Origin of the sequence: Streptomyces stoeckheimensis (genome assembly GCF_045822005.1) — a bacterium.
Classification (GTDB): domain Bacteria; phylum Actinomycetota; class Actinomycetes; order Streptomycetales; family Streptomycetaceae; genus Streptomyces; species Streptomyces stoeckheimensis.
Genome location: NZ_CP169552.1, coordinates 140,228 through 154,327 on the forward strand (window position 1 = coordinate 140,228; position 14,100 = coordinate 154,327).

Consider the following 14,100-nt stretch of genomic DNA (forward strand, 5'->3'; position numbering starts at 1 on the left):
TAGAGATGGCCATAGGACGTCCCCGTCGCGTACTCATAGCCGGCGGAGGGATCGGCGGCCTCGCCGCAGCCCTCGCACTCCAGCGCAAGGGCTTCGAGGTCGTCGTCTTCGAGCGGGCCGAGGAACTGCGCGACGGAGGTGCCGGACTGCACGTCTGGACCAACGGCATGCTCGCGCTGGACTACTTGGGCCTGGCCGAGAAGGTCCTGGAGATCGCCCCGGCCCAGCAGACGGCGCACTTCAGCACCTGGCGCGGCGAGGTGCTCGGCGCCTGGCCGGTGGGCGACTTCGTCACCCGCTACGGACAGCCCACCATCGCCGTCGAACGCTCCGTACTGCACGGCATCCTGCGCGACGCGCTGGAGGGCCCCGTGGTGCGCACCGGCGCCCACGTCATCGGCTTCGACCAGGACGCCGAGGGCGTCACCGTCCGCTTCGCCGACGGCGGCAGCGACCGCGGCGACCTGCTGATCGGGGCCGACGGCATCCACGGAGCCGTGCGCGACGCCATGTTCGGCCCCGCCAAGAACCGTTTCAGCGGCTACATCGCCTGGCGCGGCCGGGCCCCGATGGAGCACGCCGACATCCCGTCGGGCACCTTCAACGCGATGTTCGGGCCGGGCACCCGGTTCACCTACTACGACGTCGCACCCGGCCTGGTGCACTGGATGAGCGTGGCCAACGGAGCGCCCGGCGGGCGCGACGAGCCCGGCGTACGGGACATGCTGCTGCGCCGCCACGCAGGCTGGGGCGGCCCGGTCGCGGACATCCTGCGCGCCACCCCCGAAGAGTGGATCCTGCGCGGCGACGTCGAGGGCCGCAAGCCCGAACGCCACTGGGGCAAGGGCCGCGTCACCCTGCTCGGCGACGCCGCCCACCCCATCACCTTCAACATCGGCCAGGGCGCCTGCCAGGCCCTGGAAGACGCCCTGGTCCTGGCCGAGCACCTGGAGAAGGCGGGGAGCGACCCGGTCTCGGCGCTGCGCGGCTACGAGGCCGAGCGCCGCGAGCGCACGGCGCCCCTGCAGCGCATCGCCTGGCGCATCGGGCAGATGGGCTCGGTGGAGAATCCGCTGCTGATCAAGGCGCGGGAGGCCTTCATGCGCAAGAACTGGAACACCAAGGCCTTCGGCGCGGCGGAGAAGGGCCAGGTCGCCTACGGCACGCGCTGGGCCAAGGCCCCCGGACGGGCGGCCGCGCAGCCGGCGGCGGCCCCCGGCGCCGCCACCGAGTGAATCGAGGCGCATTCGAGGAATGCGCCAGAACGTGATGCCAGATTTCACGGGGTCGAGGACCGGTCGCCCATGGACCGACGGACCGACGGACCGACGGCTCGACGACCTGTCACCCACAACTCAGTGAGGTAGGAACGGGGATGATCGACAATCTCTTCACGATGTTTCCCGGTCAGGGCTCGCAGCGCGCGGGCATGGCCGGACACCTCCTCCGCGAACACCCCCGCACGGTCGGACGCGTGCTGGCCCGGGCGGAGGAGGCCACGGGACTCCCCCTGACGGAACTGTGCACCACGGCCCCCGATGCGGACCTCGCACCGACCGAGATCGCCCAGCCCGCCATCGTCGCCACCAGCCTCGCCGTCTACGAGGTACTGCGCCAGCAGACGGGCTTCCGCCCCGGCGCGGTCGCCGGGCACAGCCTGGGCGAGTACACGGCCCTGATCGCCGCCGGCGTCCTCGAAGCGGGCGACGCGCTGCGTCTCGTACGCCGCCGCGGCGAGCTGATGGCCGGTGTCTCGCGCCGGGTGTCCGGGGCCATGACCGCGCTCATGGGGCTGGCTCCCGAGCGGATCGAGCAGCTCTGCGCGGCTGCCGCACCGCTCGGCGTCGTGGAGGTCGCCAACTACAACGAGGCGGGCCAGACGGTCGTCTCCGGCCAGAGCGAGGCGGTCGCCGAGGTGAGCCGGCTCGCCCTGGAGGCGGGCGCCGAGCGGGCCGTGCCGCTCAAGGTCTCCGCACCCTTCCACTGTTCGCTGATGAGCGCGGTCGAGGACGAGTTCACCGCCGAACTGGAGCGCACCACGTTCTCGGCGCCCCGGCTGCTGGTCATCAGCTCGGTGACCGGCGCCGCGGTGCGGGACGGGGCGCACGCCCGCGACCTGCTCCGTCGTCAGCTCGCCGGCCCGGTGCGCTGGGTCGACGTACTGGCAGCCGCCTCGGTACACGGCGTGGGCGGCTACCTGGAGGTCGGCCCCGGCCGCGTCCTCAGCGGCTTCGCCAACCGCTGCGTGCCCGGCGCCCTGGTGCGCAGCACCAACGACGAGCGCCGCATCAACACCCTGCTGCGCGACCTGAGCCCGGAGCCCGTCGCCGGCGCGGTCGCCGCGTAGCCGCGCAGCCGCGCAGCCGCGTACGCCCGCCGTCCCTCCGGCCGCTCCTCCTCACCTCTTCTTCCGTCCCTTCGCAAGAATCCACTTGAAAGGCAGCAAACGGTGCCCGAAACCCTGACCACCCTGTCGACCGACTACCTCCCCGCGGTCCAGGCCGCCATAGCCGACGCCCTCGGCATCGACGAGGCCGAGGCGGTTCCCGACGCGACCCTCCTCGGGGCGCTGGGTGCCGAGTCCATCGACCTGCTCGACATCCTCTTCCGGCTGGAGCGCGCCACCAAGGTGAAGATCACCGTGGCCGACATCGCCAACCTGCTCCAGGGCGGCATCCCGGACGAGGAGTTCGGCGACGAGAACGAGGTCGTCAACGACACCGGCCTGACCCACCTGGAGAAGGTCCTGCCGCAGTTCGACCGCAACCAGCTCGCGGAGCCGCTGACCGCCGAAGGGGTCCTCGGCCTGTTCACCGTCCAGAACCTCACCGATCTGCTGACCGAGCGCGCCCACGCGGCCGCCGCAGCCTGACATGCCGTCCCGCATCCGCCCGGCTCCGGACCGCGGGGCCGGGCGCGTGCGGGGTGGCGCCGGGGCCCGTATGGCGCCCGTCGGCCGCAGCAGCCAGGACGCCCACCTCGTAGCAGAAACGGGAAGAGACAGATGAAGCTGAAGGACCGCACCGCCCTGGTCACCGGTGCCTCGCGGGGCATCGGCCGGGCCATCGCCCTGGCCCTGGCCGAACAGGGGGCGGCCGTCGCAGTCAACTACCGCTCACGCCGGGAAGACGCCCTGGCGGTCGTCAAGGAGATCGAAGCGGCGGGCGGCCGGGCCGTGGCGATCGGAGCCGACGTCTCCGACCCCGAGCAGGCCGCGGAACTGGTCGCCGAGGCCATCCGTCAGCTGGGCTCCCTGAACGTGCTGGTCAACAACGCGGGCACCAGCGACGACGGCCTGATCTACCAAGGCGCGCCGGACGCCTGGCTGAACGTCATGAAGGTCAACTTCGGCGGGGCGTACCACTGCACGCACGCCGTCATGGAGCACTTCATGGCCCAGGGCGACGCCACCGTCGTCAACATCTCCTCCGCCATGGGCGAGCGCGGCTGGATCGGACAGTCCAACTACTCCGCCTCCAAGGGCGCCCTGAACTCCTTCACCCGCTCCGCCGCGATCGAACTCGCGCGGTTCGGCGTACGGGTCAACGCGGTCCTCGCCGGCTTCACCCCGACCGAACTGGTGGGCGAGGTGCTCCAGCGAGACGGGGGCAAGAGCATCAAGCGCCAGATCCCCCTGCGCCGCTTCGCCACCGTCGAGCAGGTCGCCGCGGCCGCCGTGTTCCTGGCCGGCCCGGACTCCGGCTACACCACCGGCGAACTGCTCACCGTCGACGGCGGATTCTCCGCCCAGCTCGGCATCGGCCGCCCGTAACGGACCGGAGGGAACGGAAGAAGAAGAGACGACCATGCGATTCCATCTGATCGACCGGATCGAGACCTGGACCCCCCGCGAGCGGATCACCGCCCGCAAGGTCACCACCGTCGACGAGGACTACTGGCAGGCCACGGCTAACGGCCCGGCACTGCCCTTCGGCCTCGCGCTGGAGGCACTGTGCCAGTCGGCCACCTGGCTGATCATGCTCAGCACCGACCACACCCTGCGCGCGGCGCTGCTCGCCGTCGGCGAGGCCACCGCCCACCGTCCGGTGGTGCCCGGTGAGGTGCTCCGCATGGAGGCCAGGATCGAATCGATGAACGACGACGCCGCGATCCTGGACGGCACCGTCACGGTGGACGGCGAGACCGTCCTGGAAGCGAGCGGCATCATGTGCGCGCTCATCGACGCCGAGCGTCTCGACGACCCGGCGAACACGGCGCGCATGGCGCGACAGCTGCAGGGCGGAGGACCGGTCGGATGAAGCGCGTAGCCATCACCGGAGTCGGGGCGGTCACCCCTCTCGGGAACGATGCGGACAGCACCTGGGAAGGCCTGGCCACCGGACGCAGCGGAGTCGGTCCGCTGACCACCTTCGACGCCTCCGGCTTCCCGGTGCGCATCGCCGCACAGGTCAAGGACTTCGACGCGGCGGCCGCCATCCCGGCGAAGGTCGGGCGCAAGCACCTCTCGCGCGTCGGCCAGTTCGGCGTCGCGGCAGCCTGGGAGGCGGTGCGCTCCGCCGGGATCGACGAGCTCTCCGAGGACGTGTACGCCGCCGACGAGCGCGGTGTCGCCATGGGAGCCAGTGTCGGGCGCCCCGAGCTCCAGGCCCTGCTCGACATCGGGCACCTGCGGGCCACCACCGGACGGGCGGACGCCTTCATCTGCCAGCCCCCCGCCCTCACCCTGACCGACGACCAGAACGTCCCCCTGGCCGCCATGGCCCGGATGGTCGGCGGCACCGGTCCGATGCTGGGCATCAGCACCGCCTGCGCCGGATCCGGGCACGCCATCGGGGAGGCGTACCGCGCCATCCAGGAGGGCGACGCGAAGCTGATGATCGCCGGCGGCTACGACTCGCTGACGACCTGGCTCGACCTGCTCGGCTTCAGCCTGCTCGGGGCCCTGACGGACCAGTACAACGACGATCCCGAGCACGCCTCGCGCCCCTTCGACGCGGACCGCAGCGGTTTCGTGGTCGGCGAGGGCGCCGTCGCCGTCATCCTGGAGGACATGGACGCGGCCCGCGAACGCGGCGCCACCATCCTCGCCGAGGTCCTCGGCTACAGCTCCACCCTCAACGCCTATCGCATCACCGACTCCCCGCCGGACGGCTCCGGAGCGATCCAGGCCATGGAGGGGGCCATCGCCGAATCCGGCCTCGGTACCGGCGGCATCGACTACGTCGTGGCGCACGGCACGAGCACGCACGGCAACGACCAGTCGGAGACCACCGCCATCAAGAAGGTGTTCGGCGCCGAGGCGCAGCGGCTGGTGGTCAGCGCTCCCAAGTCCATGGCCGGACACCTGACCTCGGCCAGCCTCGGACTCGGCGTCCTCGCGGCCGTCAACGCGATGCAGCACTCCCTGGTGCCGCCCACCCTCAACCTCGACCGGCCCGACCGCGGGCTCGACCTGGACTACGTACCGAACACCGCGCGCTCCATGCCGGTATCGGCGGTCCTCATCAACGCCTTCGCGTTCGGCGGCAGCAACACCAGCATCGTCGTAGGCGCCCCGCAGGAGGAGGCGTGAGCACCGCGACGCAGGCGACCGCTGCTGCCGGGGCGCACACCGCCGTCGGGGCGAGCACCCCGACCGACCCGGGCGTCCCCGCCCACGCGAGCACCCCGGCCGCCGAAGTCCCCCACGGCTTCGACCGGCTCGTGGAGCTCGTCCCGGGCGAACGGGCGGTCGCCGTCCGCAACGTCCCCGCCACCCTGCCCGTCTTCGACCACCACTTCCCCCGTCACCCCATCCTGCCGGGCGTGCTGCTCCTGGAGAGCATGGCCGACCTGGCGAAGGCCACCGCGGGCGGCGACCCGGCCGGCTGGCGGCTCGCCTCCGTACGGGGCGTCCGCTGGAAGCACTTCGTGGCCCCCGGCGACCAGGTCGAGATCACCGTCGAGGTGACGGGGCGCACGCAGCAGACGACCGATGTACGGACCACCGCCCGGGTCGAGGGCCGTGTGGTCGCCGCCGCTCGCCTCCTCACCCTGGTGAGCGCCGAGAAGCCCAGGGAGGGCACAGCATGAGCGACGACAGGCGGCGCGTGATGGTGACCGGCATCGGTCTGATGACCGCGATCGGCCAGGGCGCCGCACCCACCTGGGAGAACCTCCTCGAGGGCCGCAGCGGGATCGGCCCGCTGCGCGCCTACGACCCCGCGCCGCTGCGCACCGGCATCGGCGCCGAGATCCCCGACTTCGACCCCACGCAGTGGGCCAACCGGCGCACCCTGCGCATGCTGTGCCGCGGGGACCAACTGGCCCTGGCGGGCGCCACCCTGGCGCTGCGCGACGCCGGTCTGGACGGCGAGGGCGACCTCGGCCAGCGCGCCGGGCTGTTCCTCGGCAGCAACAAGGAAATGCCCCGCATGGACGAACTGATCGCCCAGCTCCAGGCCGTCCGCGCCGAGGACGGCACCCCCGACCTCCACAAGCTGGGCCGGACGGCCTCCTCGGTGATCGCCCCGCTGTTCTTCGTCGAGGGGCTGCAGCCCGCGGCCGGCTTCCACATCTCCGAGAAGTACGGCATCCGCGGCGCCAACGCCTACTTCGCCGGCACCGCCGACGCCGGGGCCATGGCGATCGGCCGCGGGATGCGCACCGTACGCCGCGGCGAGGCCGACATCGTGCTCGCGGGCGGGTACGACGACGCCACCGGCTGGTGGGCCATGTCCAAGATGGACGGCCTCGGCGTCCTGTCCACCCGCACCGACCTCGGCCAGGAGGCCTTCCGGCCCTTCGACCGGGACCGCAGCGGCTCCGTGTTCGGCGAGGGCGCCGCCCTCCTCGTCCTGGAGGAGCGCGAACACGCCCTGGCGCGCGGCGCCCACTGCTACGCCGAGGTCACCGGCTACGGCGCGGGCAACGACTGCGTGCGCCCGCCCAGCCCGCAGGCCAGGGCCCGCGGCCTGTCCCGGGCGATCGTCCGCGCGCTCGACGACGCGGGCGGCGTCTTCCACGACGGCGGCTACATCGCCGCACACGGCTGCGCCACCGTCCAGGGCGACGCCAGCGAGACCCTCGCCCTGCACGACGCGCTCGGTACGGCCGCCAAGGCGGCGCAGATCAGCAGCATCAAACCGCAGACCGGCCACCTGGTCGGCGGAGCCGGGGCACTGAACGCGGCCGTCACCGCGCTCGCCCTGAACTCCGGAGTCGTCCCCGCCACCCAGAACCTGCGCAACCAGGCCGACGAGTGCGACCTGGACTACGTACCGCTCACCCCGCGCGAAACGCGGCCCGACAGCGCACTGGCCCTCGCCCGCGGCCTGGAAGGCCAGGCGGTGGCCATCGCCATGGGGCGGACCTCATGACGGACATACGCATACCCCCGGACGGAGAGCGGACATGACCGACGACGTGTACGAGCACGACACCGCGCCGGACGGCACCGGCGGCCGGACCCGGACCGTGGTGGTCTGCGGCGTCGGCGCCGTGACCGCCCAGGGAGCCACCGCCACGGCGCTGTGGGAGGGCGTACGGGCCGGATACTCGGCCATCGGACCGGTGCGCGGCATGCCGATGGAGGGCTACGGCACCGACATCGGCGGCGAGGTCCAGAGCGAGCTCGCCCCCGGCTACGACTACCTGGCCGCCTTCGGCGGACGGGAGCGCGAGCCCGCCGTCGACTTCGCGCTGGCGGCGGCGCAGGAGGCGCTGGCACAGGCGGACCTCGACGCGGTGCCCGCCGACCGCTGGGGCGTCTCCTTCGGCTCCTGCAACGGCGGGCTGCGCAGTGCGGAGAAGCTCGCCCGCAGAGCCCGGGCCGGCGGCGCCCCCGAGGACGACGGCCGGCACTACCTGCTGGTGCCCCCGCATGCCATCGCCGAGGCGCTCAGCAGCGCCTTCGGCCTCAAGGGGCCCTCGCTGTCGGTGAACACGGCGTGCGCGTCGGGCGCCAACGCCATCGCCCACGCCGTCGAGTCGATCCGCTCGGGGCACTCCGACGCCATGCTCGTCGGGGGCAGCGACGCCTTCACCGAGACGGCGTGGGCCGGGTTCAGCAGCCTCCAGTCGCTGTCGAGCAAGCCGGCCGCTCCGTACTCCAAGGACCGCGACGGCCTCTCGCTGGGCGAGGGCGCGGGCATGCTCGTCCTGGCCGAGGAGTCCGTGGCCCGCGCCGCGGGCGCCCCGATCCTCGCCGAGGTCCTGGGGTACGGGCTCTCCGCGGACGGCTACCACGCCACCGCCCCGCACCCCAAGGGCGAGGGCGCGGCCCGCGCGATCCGTGGTGCGCTGCGGTCCTCCGGCCTCACCCCGGAGGACGTCGGCTACATCAACGGCCACGGCACCGGCACGGCCAAGAACGACTCCGCCGAGAGCAACGCGGTCCGCGCCGCGCTCGGCGAGGCCGCCGAGAGAACCCCGCTCAGCAGCTCCAAGTCGATGATCGGCCACCTGCTGGGCGCCGCCGGGGCGGTCGAGGCCATCGTCACCGTCCAGGCGCTGGTCGAGCAGATCGCCCCGCCCACGGCCAACTTCACCGGTGTGGACCCCAAGTGCGGCCTGGACGCCGTGCCCGACGCCGGGCGCCCGCTGGCCATGGACGCCGCGCTCTCGAACAACTTCGCCTTCGCCGGGGCCAACGCCTGCGTCGCCTTCGGCCGGCCGGATGCCCGGCGCTTCACCGCCGAGGTCCCGCCCGCCGGAGAGAAGGTGGTGGTCACGGGGTTCGCCGCGATCACCGCGGCCGGTACGGGCGCCGACGCGCTGTGGCGGGCCTGGCGCGAGGGCAGCCCGCTGGGCGCGCAGGAGGACGGACTGCGCGTCGCGCGCGCGGACTTCGACCCGGCGGCGCACTTCTCACCCGCCGAGCGGCGCCGCGTGGACCGGCTCGGCCAGCTCGCCGTGGCCTCCTGCCGCGTGGCCCTGGAGCATGCCGGCCTCACCGCCGACGAGCGGGTCGGCGTCGTCCTGGGCACCGGGCTGGGCCCGATGCGCAGCATCGAGGACTTCCTGCAGCCCGTCCTCGACATCTGCCCCTCCTACGGCAGCCCGGCGGTGTTCCCCAACACCGTCTTCAACGCCGCCGCCGGCCAGGTCGCCATGAACGTCGGCGCCAAGGGGCCCACCTCGACGGTGACGACCGGTCACGCGGCCGGGGCCTCGGCCCTCACCGTCGCCTACGACCTGCTGCTCCAGGGCCGCGCGGACGCGGTGCTGTGCCCGGCGGTGGAGGACCTCTCCCCGGGCGTACTGGAGGCCTACCGCGGGCTGCCCCTGTTCGGGGACGAGGGCTACACCCTCTCCGAAGGGGGCATCGCCCTGGTCCTGGAGCGCGAGTCGAGCGCCCTGGCCCGCGGGGCCCGGGTGCTGGCCGAGTTCGCGGGGCACACCACCACCTGCGACGCCCAGGGCATCGGCCGCTGGGACGCCGAGGGCGAGGGCGTGGAGCGGGCCATGCGCGGGGCCCTGGCCCACGCGGGCGTCCGGCCGGGCGAGCTGACCGGGATCTGGGCCAACGCGGCCGGCCTGGAACGCGCCGACGGCCCCGAGCGGCTGGCCGCCGGCCGACTCGAAGGGGCGGGCTCCGTCCCCGTCCACACCCCCAAGCGGACGCTCGGCGAACCGGCGGGCGCGGGCGCACAGCTGGCGGCCGTGCTCGCCCTCACCGGCTGGGACAACGGCCTGGACAGCGGGCCGGTCCTCATCAACAGCTCCTCGCTCGGGGGGACCCACATCAGCCTCGTCCTGCGTCCCGCTCGTCCCGCTACGGAGAACTGACCATGTCACCCAGCACCGACCGCCACGTATCGATCCTCGCCACCGGCGCCCACCTGCCGGGCGATCCCCTCGACAACGACGCCCTGGCCCGGGTCTGCGGGCCGCTGCCCGACGACGTCCTGGAGGGCATCCAGGTCAAGCGCCGCCACTGGATGGTCGACCCGGTCACCGGCGAACACCGTACGAGCACCTCCGCCATGGCCACCGCCGCCGCCCGCCAGGCCCTGGAACGGGCCGGCGTGGAGGCGGCCGAGGTCGACCTGATCGTGCTCTCCACCGCCAGCCCGGACTACCTCCTGCCGGTCGCGGCCACCTACGTCCAGGAGCAGCTCGGCCTGGAGAACTGCGCGGTCATCGAGGTCCGCGCGGGCTGCGTGGGCGCCGTCCAGGCCTTCGACATCGCCCGGCGGCTGCTGGCCGACGGCACCTACCGCACCGCGCTCGTCATCGGCGCGGAGTCGGTCTCGCCGCTGCTCGCACCGGTCTTCCTCGGCCGCGATCCGCACAAGGTGCGGATGCGCGACCGGCTCACCGTCTACACCTTCGGCGACGGCGCCGGGGCCGTGGTGCTGCGCGGCGGCGAGGAGGGCTCGGCCCACGAGGGCAGCCGCCAGGTGTTCGCCACGCGGTCCATGGGCGGCGCCCGCAAGCCCGGCATGCTGATCGTCGGCGGCGGCACCGACGCCCCGCTGCACGAACAGCAGCAGCGCACGCGCCTGATGGACATCAAGCTCGACATCCCCGGCACCGCCCAGTTCGGCCCCAAGGTCTTCGTGGAGGGCATCCACGACATGCTGCGCCGCTCGGGGCTCGCCCTCTCGGACATCGACGCGTGCGTGCTCCCGGAGGGCAACGCCGAGTACTTCGCGAGCGAGTACGGCACGGCCGGACTGTCCGAGGAGGACCAGGCCACCCTGAGCAAGATCATCGTGGAGAACCTCACCGACGTGGGAGCCACCGGCTCCGCCGCGGTCCCCCTCGCGCTGGACGCCGGCTGGACCGAGGGCCGCATCCGGCCCGGGGACACCGTGCTGCTGCTCGCGATCGAGGCCAGCCGCTACCTGTACGCGGGACTCACCCTCACCTGGGAAGCACCCTTCCCCACCAGTTAAGGACGGAACGTGTCGATACAAGAGACGGTGCGCAGCGCGGTGAGCGTGGAGGAGCGCAACAAGAAGACCATCCGTGCGGTCTTCGACACCTTCGTGAACCGGGGCGACTTCTCCATCGTGGAGGAGATCTACAGCCCCGACATGATCGACCACCAGCCGCTGCCGGGTGCGCCCGAGGGGCTGGAGGGCGTCAAGTACACCATTGCCGGACTGCGCGAGGGCTTCCCCGACCTGCACGTGACCATCGAGGACATGAGCGCCCACGGCGATCACGTCGTCATCCACAACACCTGGCGCGGCACGCACCGGGGCGAGTTCCTCGGCATGCCGCCCACCGGGCGCTACATCGAGTTCCAGGGCGTGGTGGTCTGGCGGCTGCTGGACGACGGCCTGATCGCCGAGCGCTGGGGCATCGGCGTCGAGTCCAACATGCTCTCCGTGCTCGGCATGCGCCGCCTGGCGCCCTCCGCGCGCGGCGCCGCCCGCGCGGCCGCGCGCCGGAGCGTCGAGCCCGCCACCGTGCTCCTGCCCCTCCCCGAGGGCGGCGCCGCGCGCTGGAAGGACGTACAGGCGGAGCTCTCCGGGCCGCGCCTGAGGGAGTACGAGGCCTCCCGGCGCAGGGCCGGCATCCTCCAGGAGTCCTTCGCCCTCCAGCGGCTCGGCGACCGGGACGTGCTGGTGCACCGGCTGGAGGCGCGCGACCCGGCGGGGGCCGCGAAGCGGCTGGGGCAGTCCCGCGACGCCTTCGACGTGTGGCTGCGCGGGGCCGCGGCCGAGGCGCTCGGCGCCGATCCCTGGGAGTCGTTCGCCGCGGAGCACGCCGGGAACACGGCGGAGCGGGAGCACACCTGGTCCTCCGTCACGAGCGAACTGAGCTCCGCGGCCTGACCTCGGCAACACTGCAACACGACTGGTGTGCCGCCCTCCCGGCCCAGCCTCGAGGGCGGCTCCGGCAGTTCTCTAGTCTAGCTACGCTAGAATTCCTAGCGTCGATAACTACCGCGGAAGGCGCGTGATGATGCGGCAACGAAAGCTCGGCAGCCAGGGGCTGGCGGTCTCCGAGCAGGGTCTCGGATGCATGGGCATGACCTTCGCCTACGGCCCGGCCGACGACCAGGAGGCCCTGCGAACGGCCCACCGGGCCTTCGAACTCGGCGTGAACCTGCTCGACACCTCGGACTTCTACGGTCCGCACACCAACGAGGAGTTCGTCGCCAAGGTCATCGCGGGGCGGCGCGACGAGGTCGTCGTCGCCTCCAAGGTCGGCAACGAGGTCACCCCGGACGGGACGATCACCGGCAAGCAGAACGGCCGCCCGGAGTACATCCGCGCCTCCGTCGAGGGCAGCCTGCGCCGGCTCGGCACCGACCGGATCGACCTCTACTACCTGCACCGGGTCGACCCCGACGTACCGGTCGAGGAGACCTTCGGCGCCCTGGCCGAGTTGGTGGCCGCAGGCAAGGTGCGCCACCTCGGCATCTCCGAGGCGGCGGCCCCGACCATCCGCCGCGCCCACGCCGTCCATCCGCTCACCGCCGTGCAGACCGAGTACTCCCTGTCCACCCGCGACGTCGAGGTCAACGACGTCCTGGCAACGGTCCGCGAGCTCGGCATCGGCTTCGTCGGCTACAGCCCGCTCGGCCGGGGCCTGCTGACCGGCGCCATCCGCAACCTCGACAACCTCGCCGCGCACGACTTCCGCCGGGTGGCCCCCCGCTTCCAGGAGGGCAACCTCGACGCCAACCTGCACGTCGTCGAGCAGCTGGAGGCCCTGGCCGCGGCCAAGGGGATCACCACCGGACAGCTCGCGCTGGCCTGGGTGCTGGCCCAGGGCGACGACATCGTCGCCATCCCCGGCACCAAGCGGGTGAAGTACCTGGAGGAGAACGTCGCCGCCAGTGCCGTCGCGCTGAGCGCCGACGACCTCGCGGCCCTCGACCGGATCGCCCCCCACGGCAGCACGGTGGGCGACCGCTACCCCGCCGGCGCCATGGCCACCCTCGACGGCTGAGCCAGGACCCGTCCATCCCAACGTGAGTGAGTGAGTGAATGACCATGGCGAACATCACGATCATCGGCGGAGGCCTGGCCGGCCTGGCCGCGGCGATCTCGGCCGCGGAGAAGGGAGCCCGCGTCACCGTCCACGAGGCCCACTCGCACCTGGGCGGGCGCGCCCGGTCGGCCTCGGCGCCCTACGTCACCAACGACGGCCCCCACACCATCATGGACAACGGGCCCGTCTGGCACTGGCTGCTCCAGCGCGGCCTGGCCGGCCGCTACGTACGGCTGTCGTTCCACGAGTGGACCCGGATGCGCTTCCGGCACCAGGGCAAACTGCGGATGACCCTGCCGAGCGGCTACATGAAGATGTGCTGGCTCCACCGGGACATCGAGGTCCCCATCGACCGCTCCTTCCAGGACTGGGCGAGCGAGCGCTTCGAGCAGCAGACCGTCAACGAGGCCCTCGGCTTCCTCGGCCCCATCCTCTTCGACGGCGACCCGGGCCGGCTCTCCGCGGCCTTCGTCTGGGAGCGGCTGCTGCGCGTGGGCACCCCCCGGTTCCCGCTGCCCAGCCGCTACTTCATCGGCGGCTGGGGCACCGTCGTCGAACGCATGGAGCGGGTGGCCAAGCAGCACGGCGTCGTCATCGAGACCGGGTCGCGGCTCACCGAACTGCCCACCGACGGACCGGTGATCGTCGCCACCTCGCTGGCCTCGGCCCGCAGCCTGCTCGGCGACAGCTCGCTGGACTGGCCCAGCGGCACCTCCGCCCTGCTCGACATGGCCGTGACACGGTCGAAGAAGGACGGGAACGTCTCCTTCGACATGGACGAGGGCGGCTTCACCTCCCAGTACTCCGACCACGACCCCTCGCTCGCCCCGAAGGGCGAGGCCCTCTTCCAGGGAGCCATGCCGCTGCGTCCCGGCGAGTCCAAGAACGAGGCGCTGGCCCGGCTGGAAAAGCTCTTCGACCTCACGACCCCTGGCTGGCAGGACCGCATCCTGTGGCGCCGCGACGGAGTCTCCCGCGGCCGCACCGGAGCCCTCGACCTGCCGGGCCTGAGCTGGCGCGACCGCCCCGCCGTCGACCGCGGGGACGGGGTCTACCTGATCGGCGACGCCGTCGCCGCCCCCGGCATCCTCGCCGAGACCTCGATCAACAGCGCCGTGCACGCCGCGGAACTCGCCGTCGCCGCCAAGCCGGTGACGCGGCGCACCGCCGTCGGCAGCCTGCGCTGAGAACCCTTCCTCTCCTCCC

Annotated in this window: 13 protein-coding genes; all 13 read left to right on the top strand. The window is 72.8% G+C overall.

Features of this window, described 5'->3' with window-relative positions; translation table 11 throughout:
- Positions 1–5 precede the first annotated feature (5 nt).
- Positions 6–1,235, top strand: coding sequence for an FAD-dependent monooxygenase (locus ACE1OC_RS42290; protein WP_407841985.1), 1,230 nt, complete (start codon positions 6–8; stop codon positions 1,233–1,235).
- 140 nt (positions 1,236–1,375) lie between these two features.
- On the top strand, positions 1,376–2,347 hold the full coding sequence (fabD, locus tag ACE1OC_RS42295; protein ID WP_407841986.1) for an ACP S-malonyltransferase: 972 nt from the start codon (positions 1,376–1,378) through the stop codon (positions 2,345–2,347).
- 102 nt (positions 2,348–2,449) lie between these two features.
- Entirely contained in the window at positions 2,450–2,872 is a 423-nt protein-coding gene (locus tag ACE1OC_RS42300; RefSeq protein WP_250745298.1) for an acyl carrier protein, read from the top strand.
- 132 nt (positions 2,873–3,004) lie between these two features.
- Complete coding sequence (locus tag ACE1OC_RS42305) at positions 3,005–3,772, top strand: SDR family NAD(P)-dependent oxidoreductase (protein ID WP_250745297.1); 768 nt, start codon at positions 3,005–3,007, stop codon at positions 3,770–3,772.
- A 34-nt stretch (positions 3,773–3,806) separates the two neighbouring features.
- The gene (locus tag ACE1OC_RS42310; protein ID WP_250745296.1) at positions 3,807–4,259 is read left to right on the top strand and encodes a 3-hydroxylacyl-ACP dehydratase; all 453 of its coding nucleotides are present in this window, start codon (positions 3,807–3,809) and stop codon (positions 4,257–4,259) included.
- Positions 4,256–5,533, top strand: coding sequence for a beta-ketoacyl-[acyl-carrier-protein] synthase family protein (locus ACE1OC_RS42315; protein ID WP_407841987.1), 1,278 nt, complete (start codon positions 4,256–4,258; stop codon positions 5,531–5,533). Before ACE1OC_RS42310 ends, ACE1OC_RS42315 begins: the two co-directional genes overlap by 4 nt.
- Positions 5,530–6,033 (top strand): 3-hydroxyacyl-ACP dehydratase FabZ family protein, encoded by a 504-nt coding sequence (locus ACE1OC_RS42320; protein WP_407841988.1) that lies wholly within the window; start codon positions 5,530–5,532, stop codon positions 6,031–6,033. Before ACE1OC_RS42315 ends, ACE1OC_RS42320 begins: the two co-directional genes overlap by 4 nt.
- Positions 6,030–7,319, top strand: a complete 1,290-nt coding sequence (locus tag ACE1OC_RS42325; RefSeq protein WP_407841989.1) for a beta-ketoacyl-[acyl-carrier-protein] synthase family protein — start codon at positions 6,030–6,032, stop codon at positions 7,317–7,319. Before ACE1OC_RS42320 ends, ACE1OC_RS42325 begins: the two co-directional genes overlap by 4 nt.
- 34 nt (positions 7,320–7,353) lie before the next feature.
- Complete coding sequence (locus tag ACE1OC_RS42330) at positions 7,354–9,729, top strand: beta-ketoacyl synthase N-terminal-like domain-containing protein (RefSeq protein ID WP_407841990.1); 2,376 nt, start codon at positions 7,354–7,356, stop codon at positions 9,727–9,729.
- A 2-nt stretch (positions 9,730–9,731) separates the two neighbouring features.
- Positions 9,732–10,841, top strand: a complete 1,110-nt coding sequence (locus ACE1OC_RS42335) for a 3-oxoacyl-ACP synthase III family protein (RefSeq protein WP_407841991.1) — start codon at positions 9,732–9,734, stop codon at positions 10,839–10,841.
- A 9-nt stretch (positions 10,842–10,850) separates the two neighbouring features.
- Positions 10,851–11,729 (top strand): ester cyclase, encoded by an 879-nt coding sequence (locus ACE1OC_RS42340; RefSeq protein WP_407841992.1) that lies wholly within the window; start codon positions 10,851–10,853, stop codon positions 11,727–11,729.
- 130 nt (positions 11,730–11,859) lie between these two features.
- Positions 11,860–12,852, top strand: coding sequence for an aldo/keto reductase (locus ACE1OC_RS42345; protein WP_407842056.1), 993 nt, complete (start codon positions 11,860–11,862; stop codon positions 12,850–12,852).
- A gap of 44 nt (positions 12,853–12,896) precedes the next feature.
- Positions 12,897–14,081 carry an FAD-dependent oxidoreductase gene (locus ACE1OC_RS42350; RefSeq protein ID WP_407841993.1) on the top strand — a complete coding sequence of 395 codons (1,185 nt, stop codon included), beginning with the start codon at positions 12,897–12,899 and terminating at the stop codon, positions 14,079–14,081.
- The last annotated feature ends 19 nt before the right edge of the window (positions 14,082–14,100 follow it).

Bases quoted from the DNA above. Each gene is read 5' to 3' on its own strand.
- ACE1OC_RS42310 (WP_250745296.1), top strand. From the start codon at position 3,807: ATGCGATTCCATCTGATCGACCGGATCGAGACCTGGACCCCCCGCGAG.
- ACE1OC_RS42290 (WP_407841985.1), top strand. From the start codon at position 6: ATGGCCATAGGACGTCCCCGTCGCGTACTCATAGCCGGCGGAGGGATC.
- ACE1OC_RS42325 (WP_407841989.1), top strand. From the start codon at position 6,030: ATGAGCGACGACAGGCGGCGCGTGATGGTGACCGGCATCGGTCTGATG.
- ACE1OC_RS42305 (WP_250745297.1), top strand. From the start codon at position 3,005: ATGAAGCTGAAGGACCGCACCGCCCTGGTCACCGGTGCCTCGCGGGGC.
- ACE1OC_RS42350 (WP_407841993.1), top strand. From the start codon at position 12,897: ATGGCGAACATCACGATCATCGGCGGAGGCCTGGCCGGCCTGGCCGCG.
- ACE1OC_RS42345 (WP_407842056.1), top strand. From the start codon at position 11,860: ATGCGGCAACGAAAGCTCGGCAGCCAGGGGCTGGCGGTCTCCGAGCAG.
- ACE1OC_RS42335 (WP_407841991.1), top strand. From the start codon at position 9,732: ATGTCACCCAGCACCGACCGCCACGTATCGATCCTCGCCACCGGCGCC.
- fabD (WP_407841986.1), top strand. From the start codon at position 1,376: ATGATCGACAATCTCTTCACGATGTTTCCCGGTCAGGGCTCGCAGCGC.
- ACE1OC_RS42330 (WP_407841990.1), top strand. From the start codon at position 7,354: ATGACCGACGACGTGTACGAGCACGACACCGCGCCGGACGGCACCGGC.
- ACE1OC_RS42315 (WP_407841987.1), top strand. From the start codon at position 4,256: ATGAAGCGCGTAGCCATCACCGGAGTCGGGGCGGTCACCCCTCTCGGG.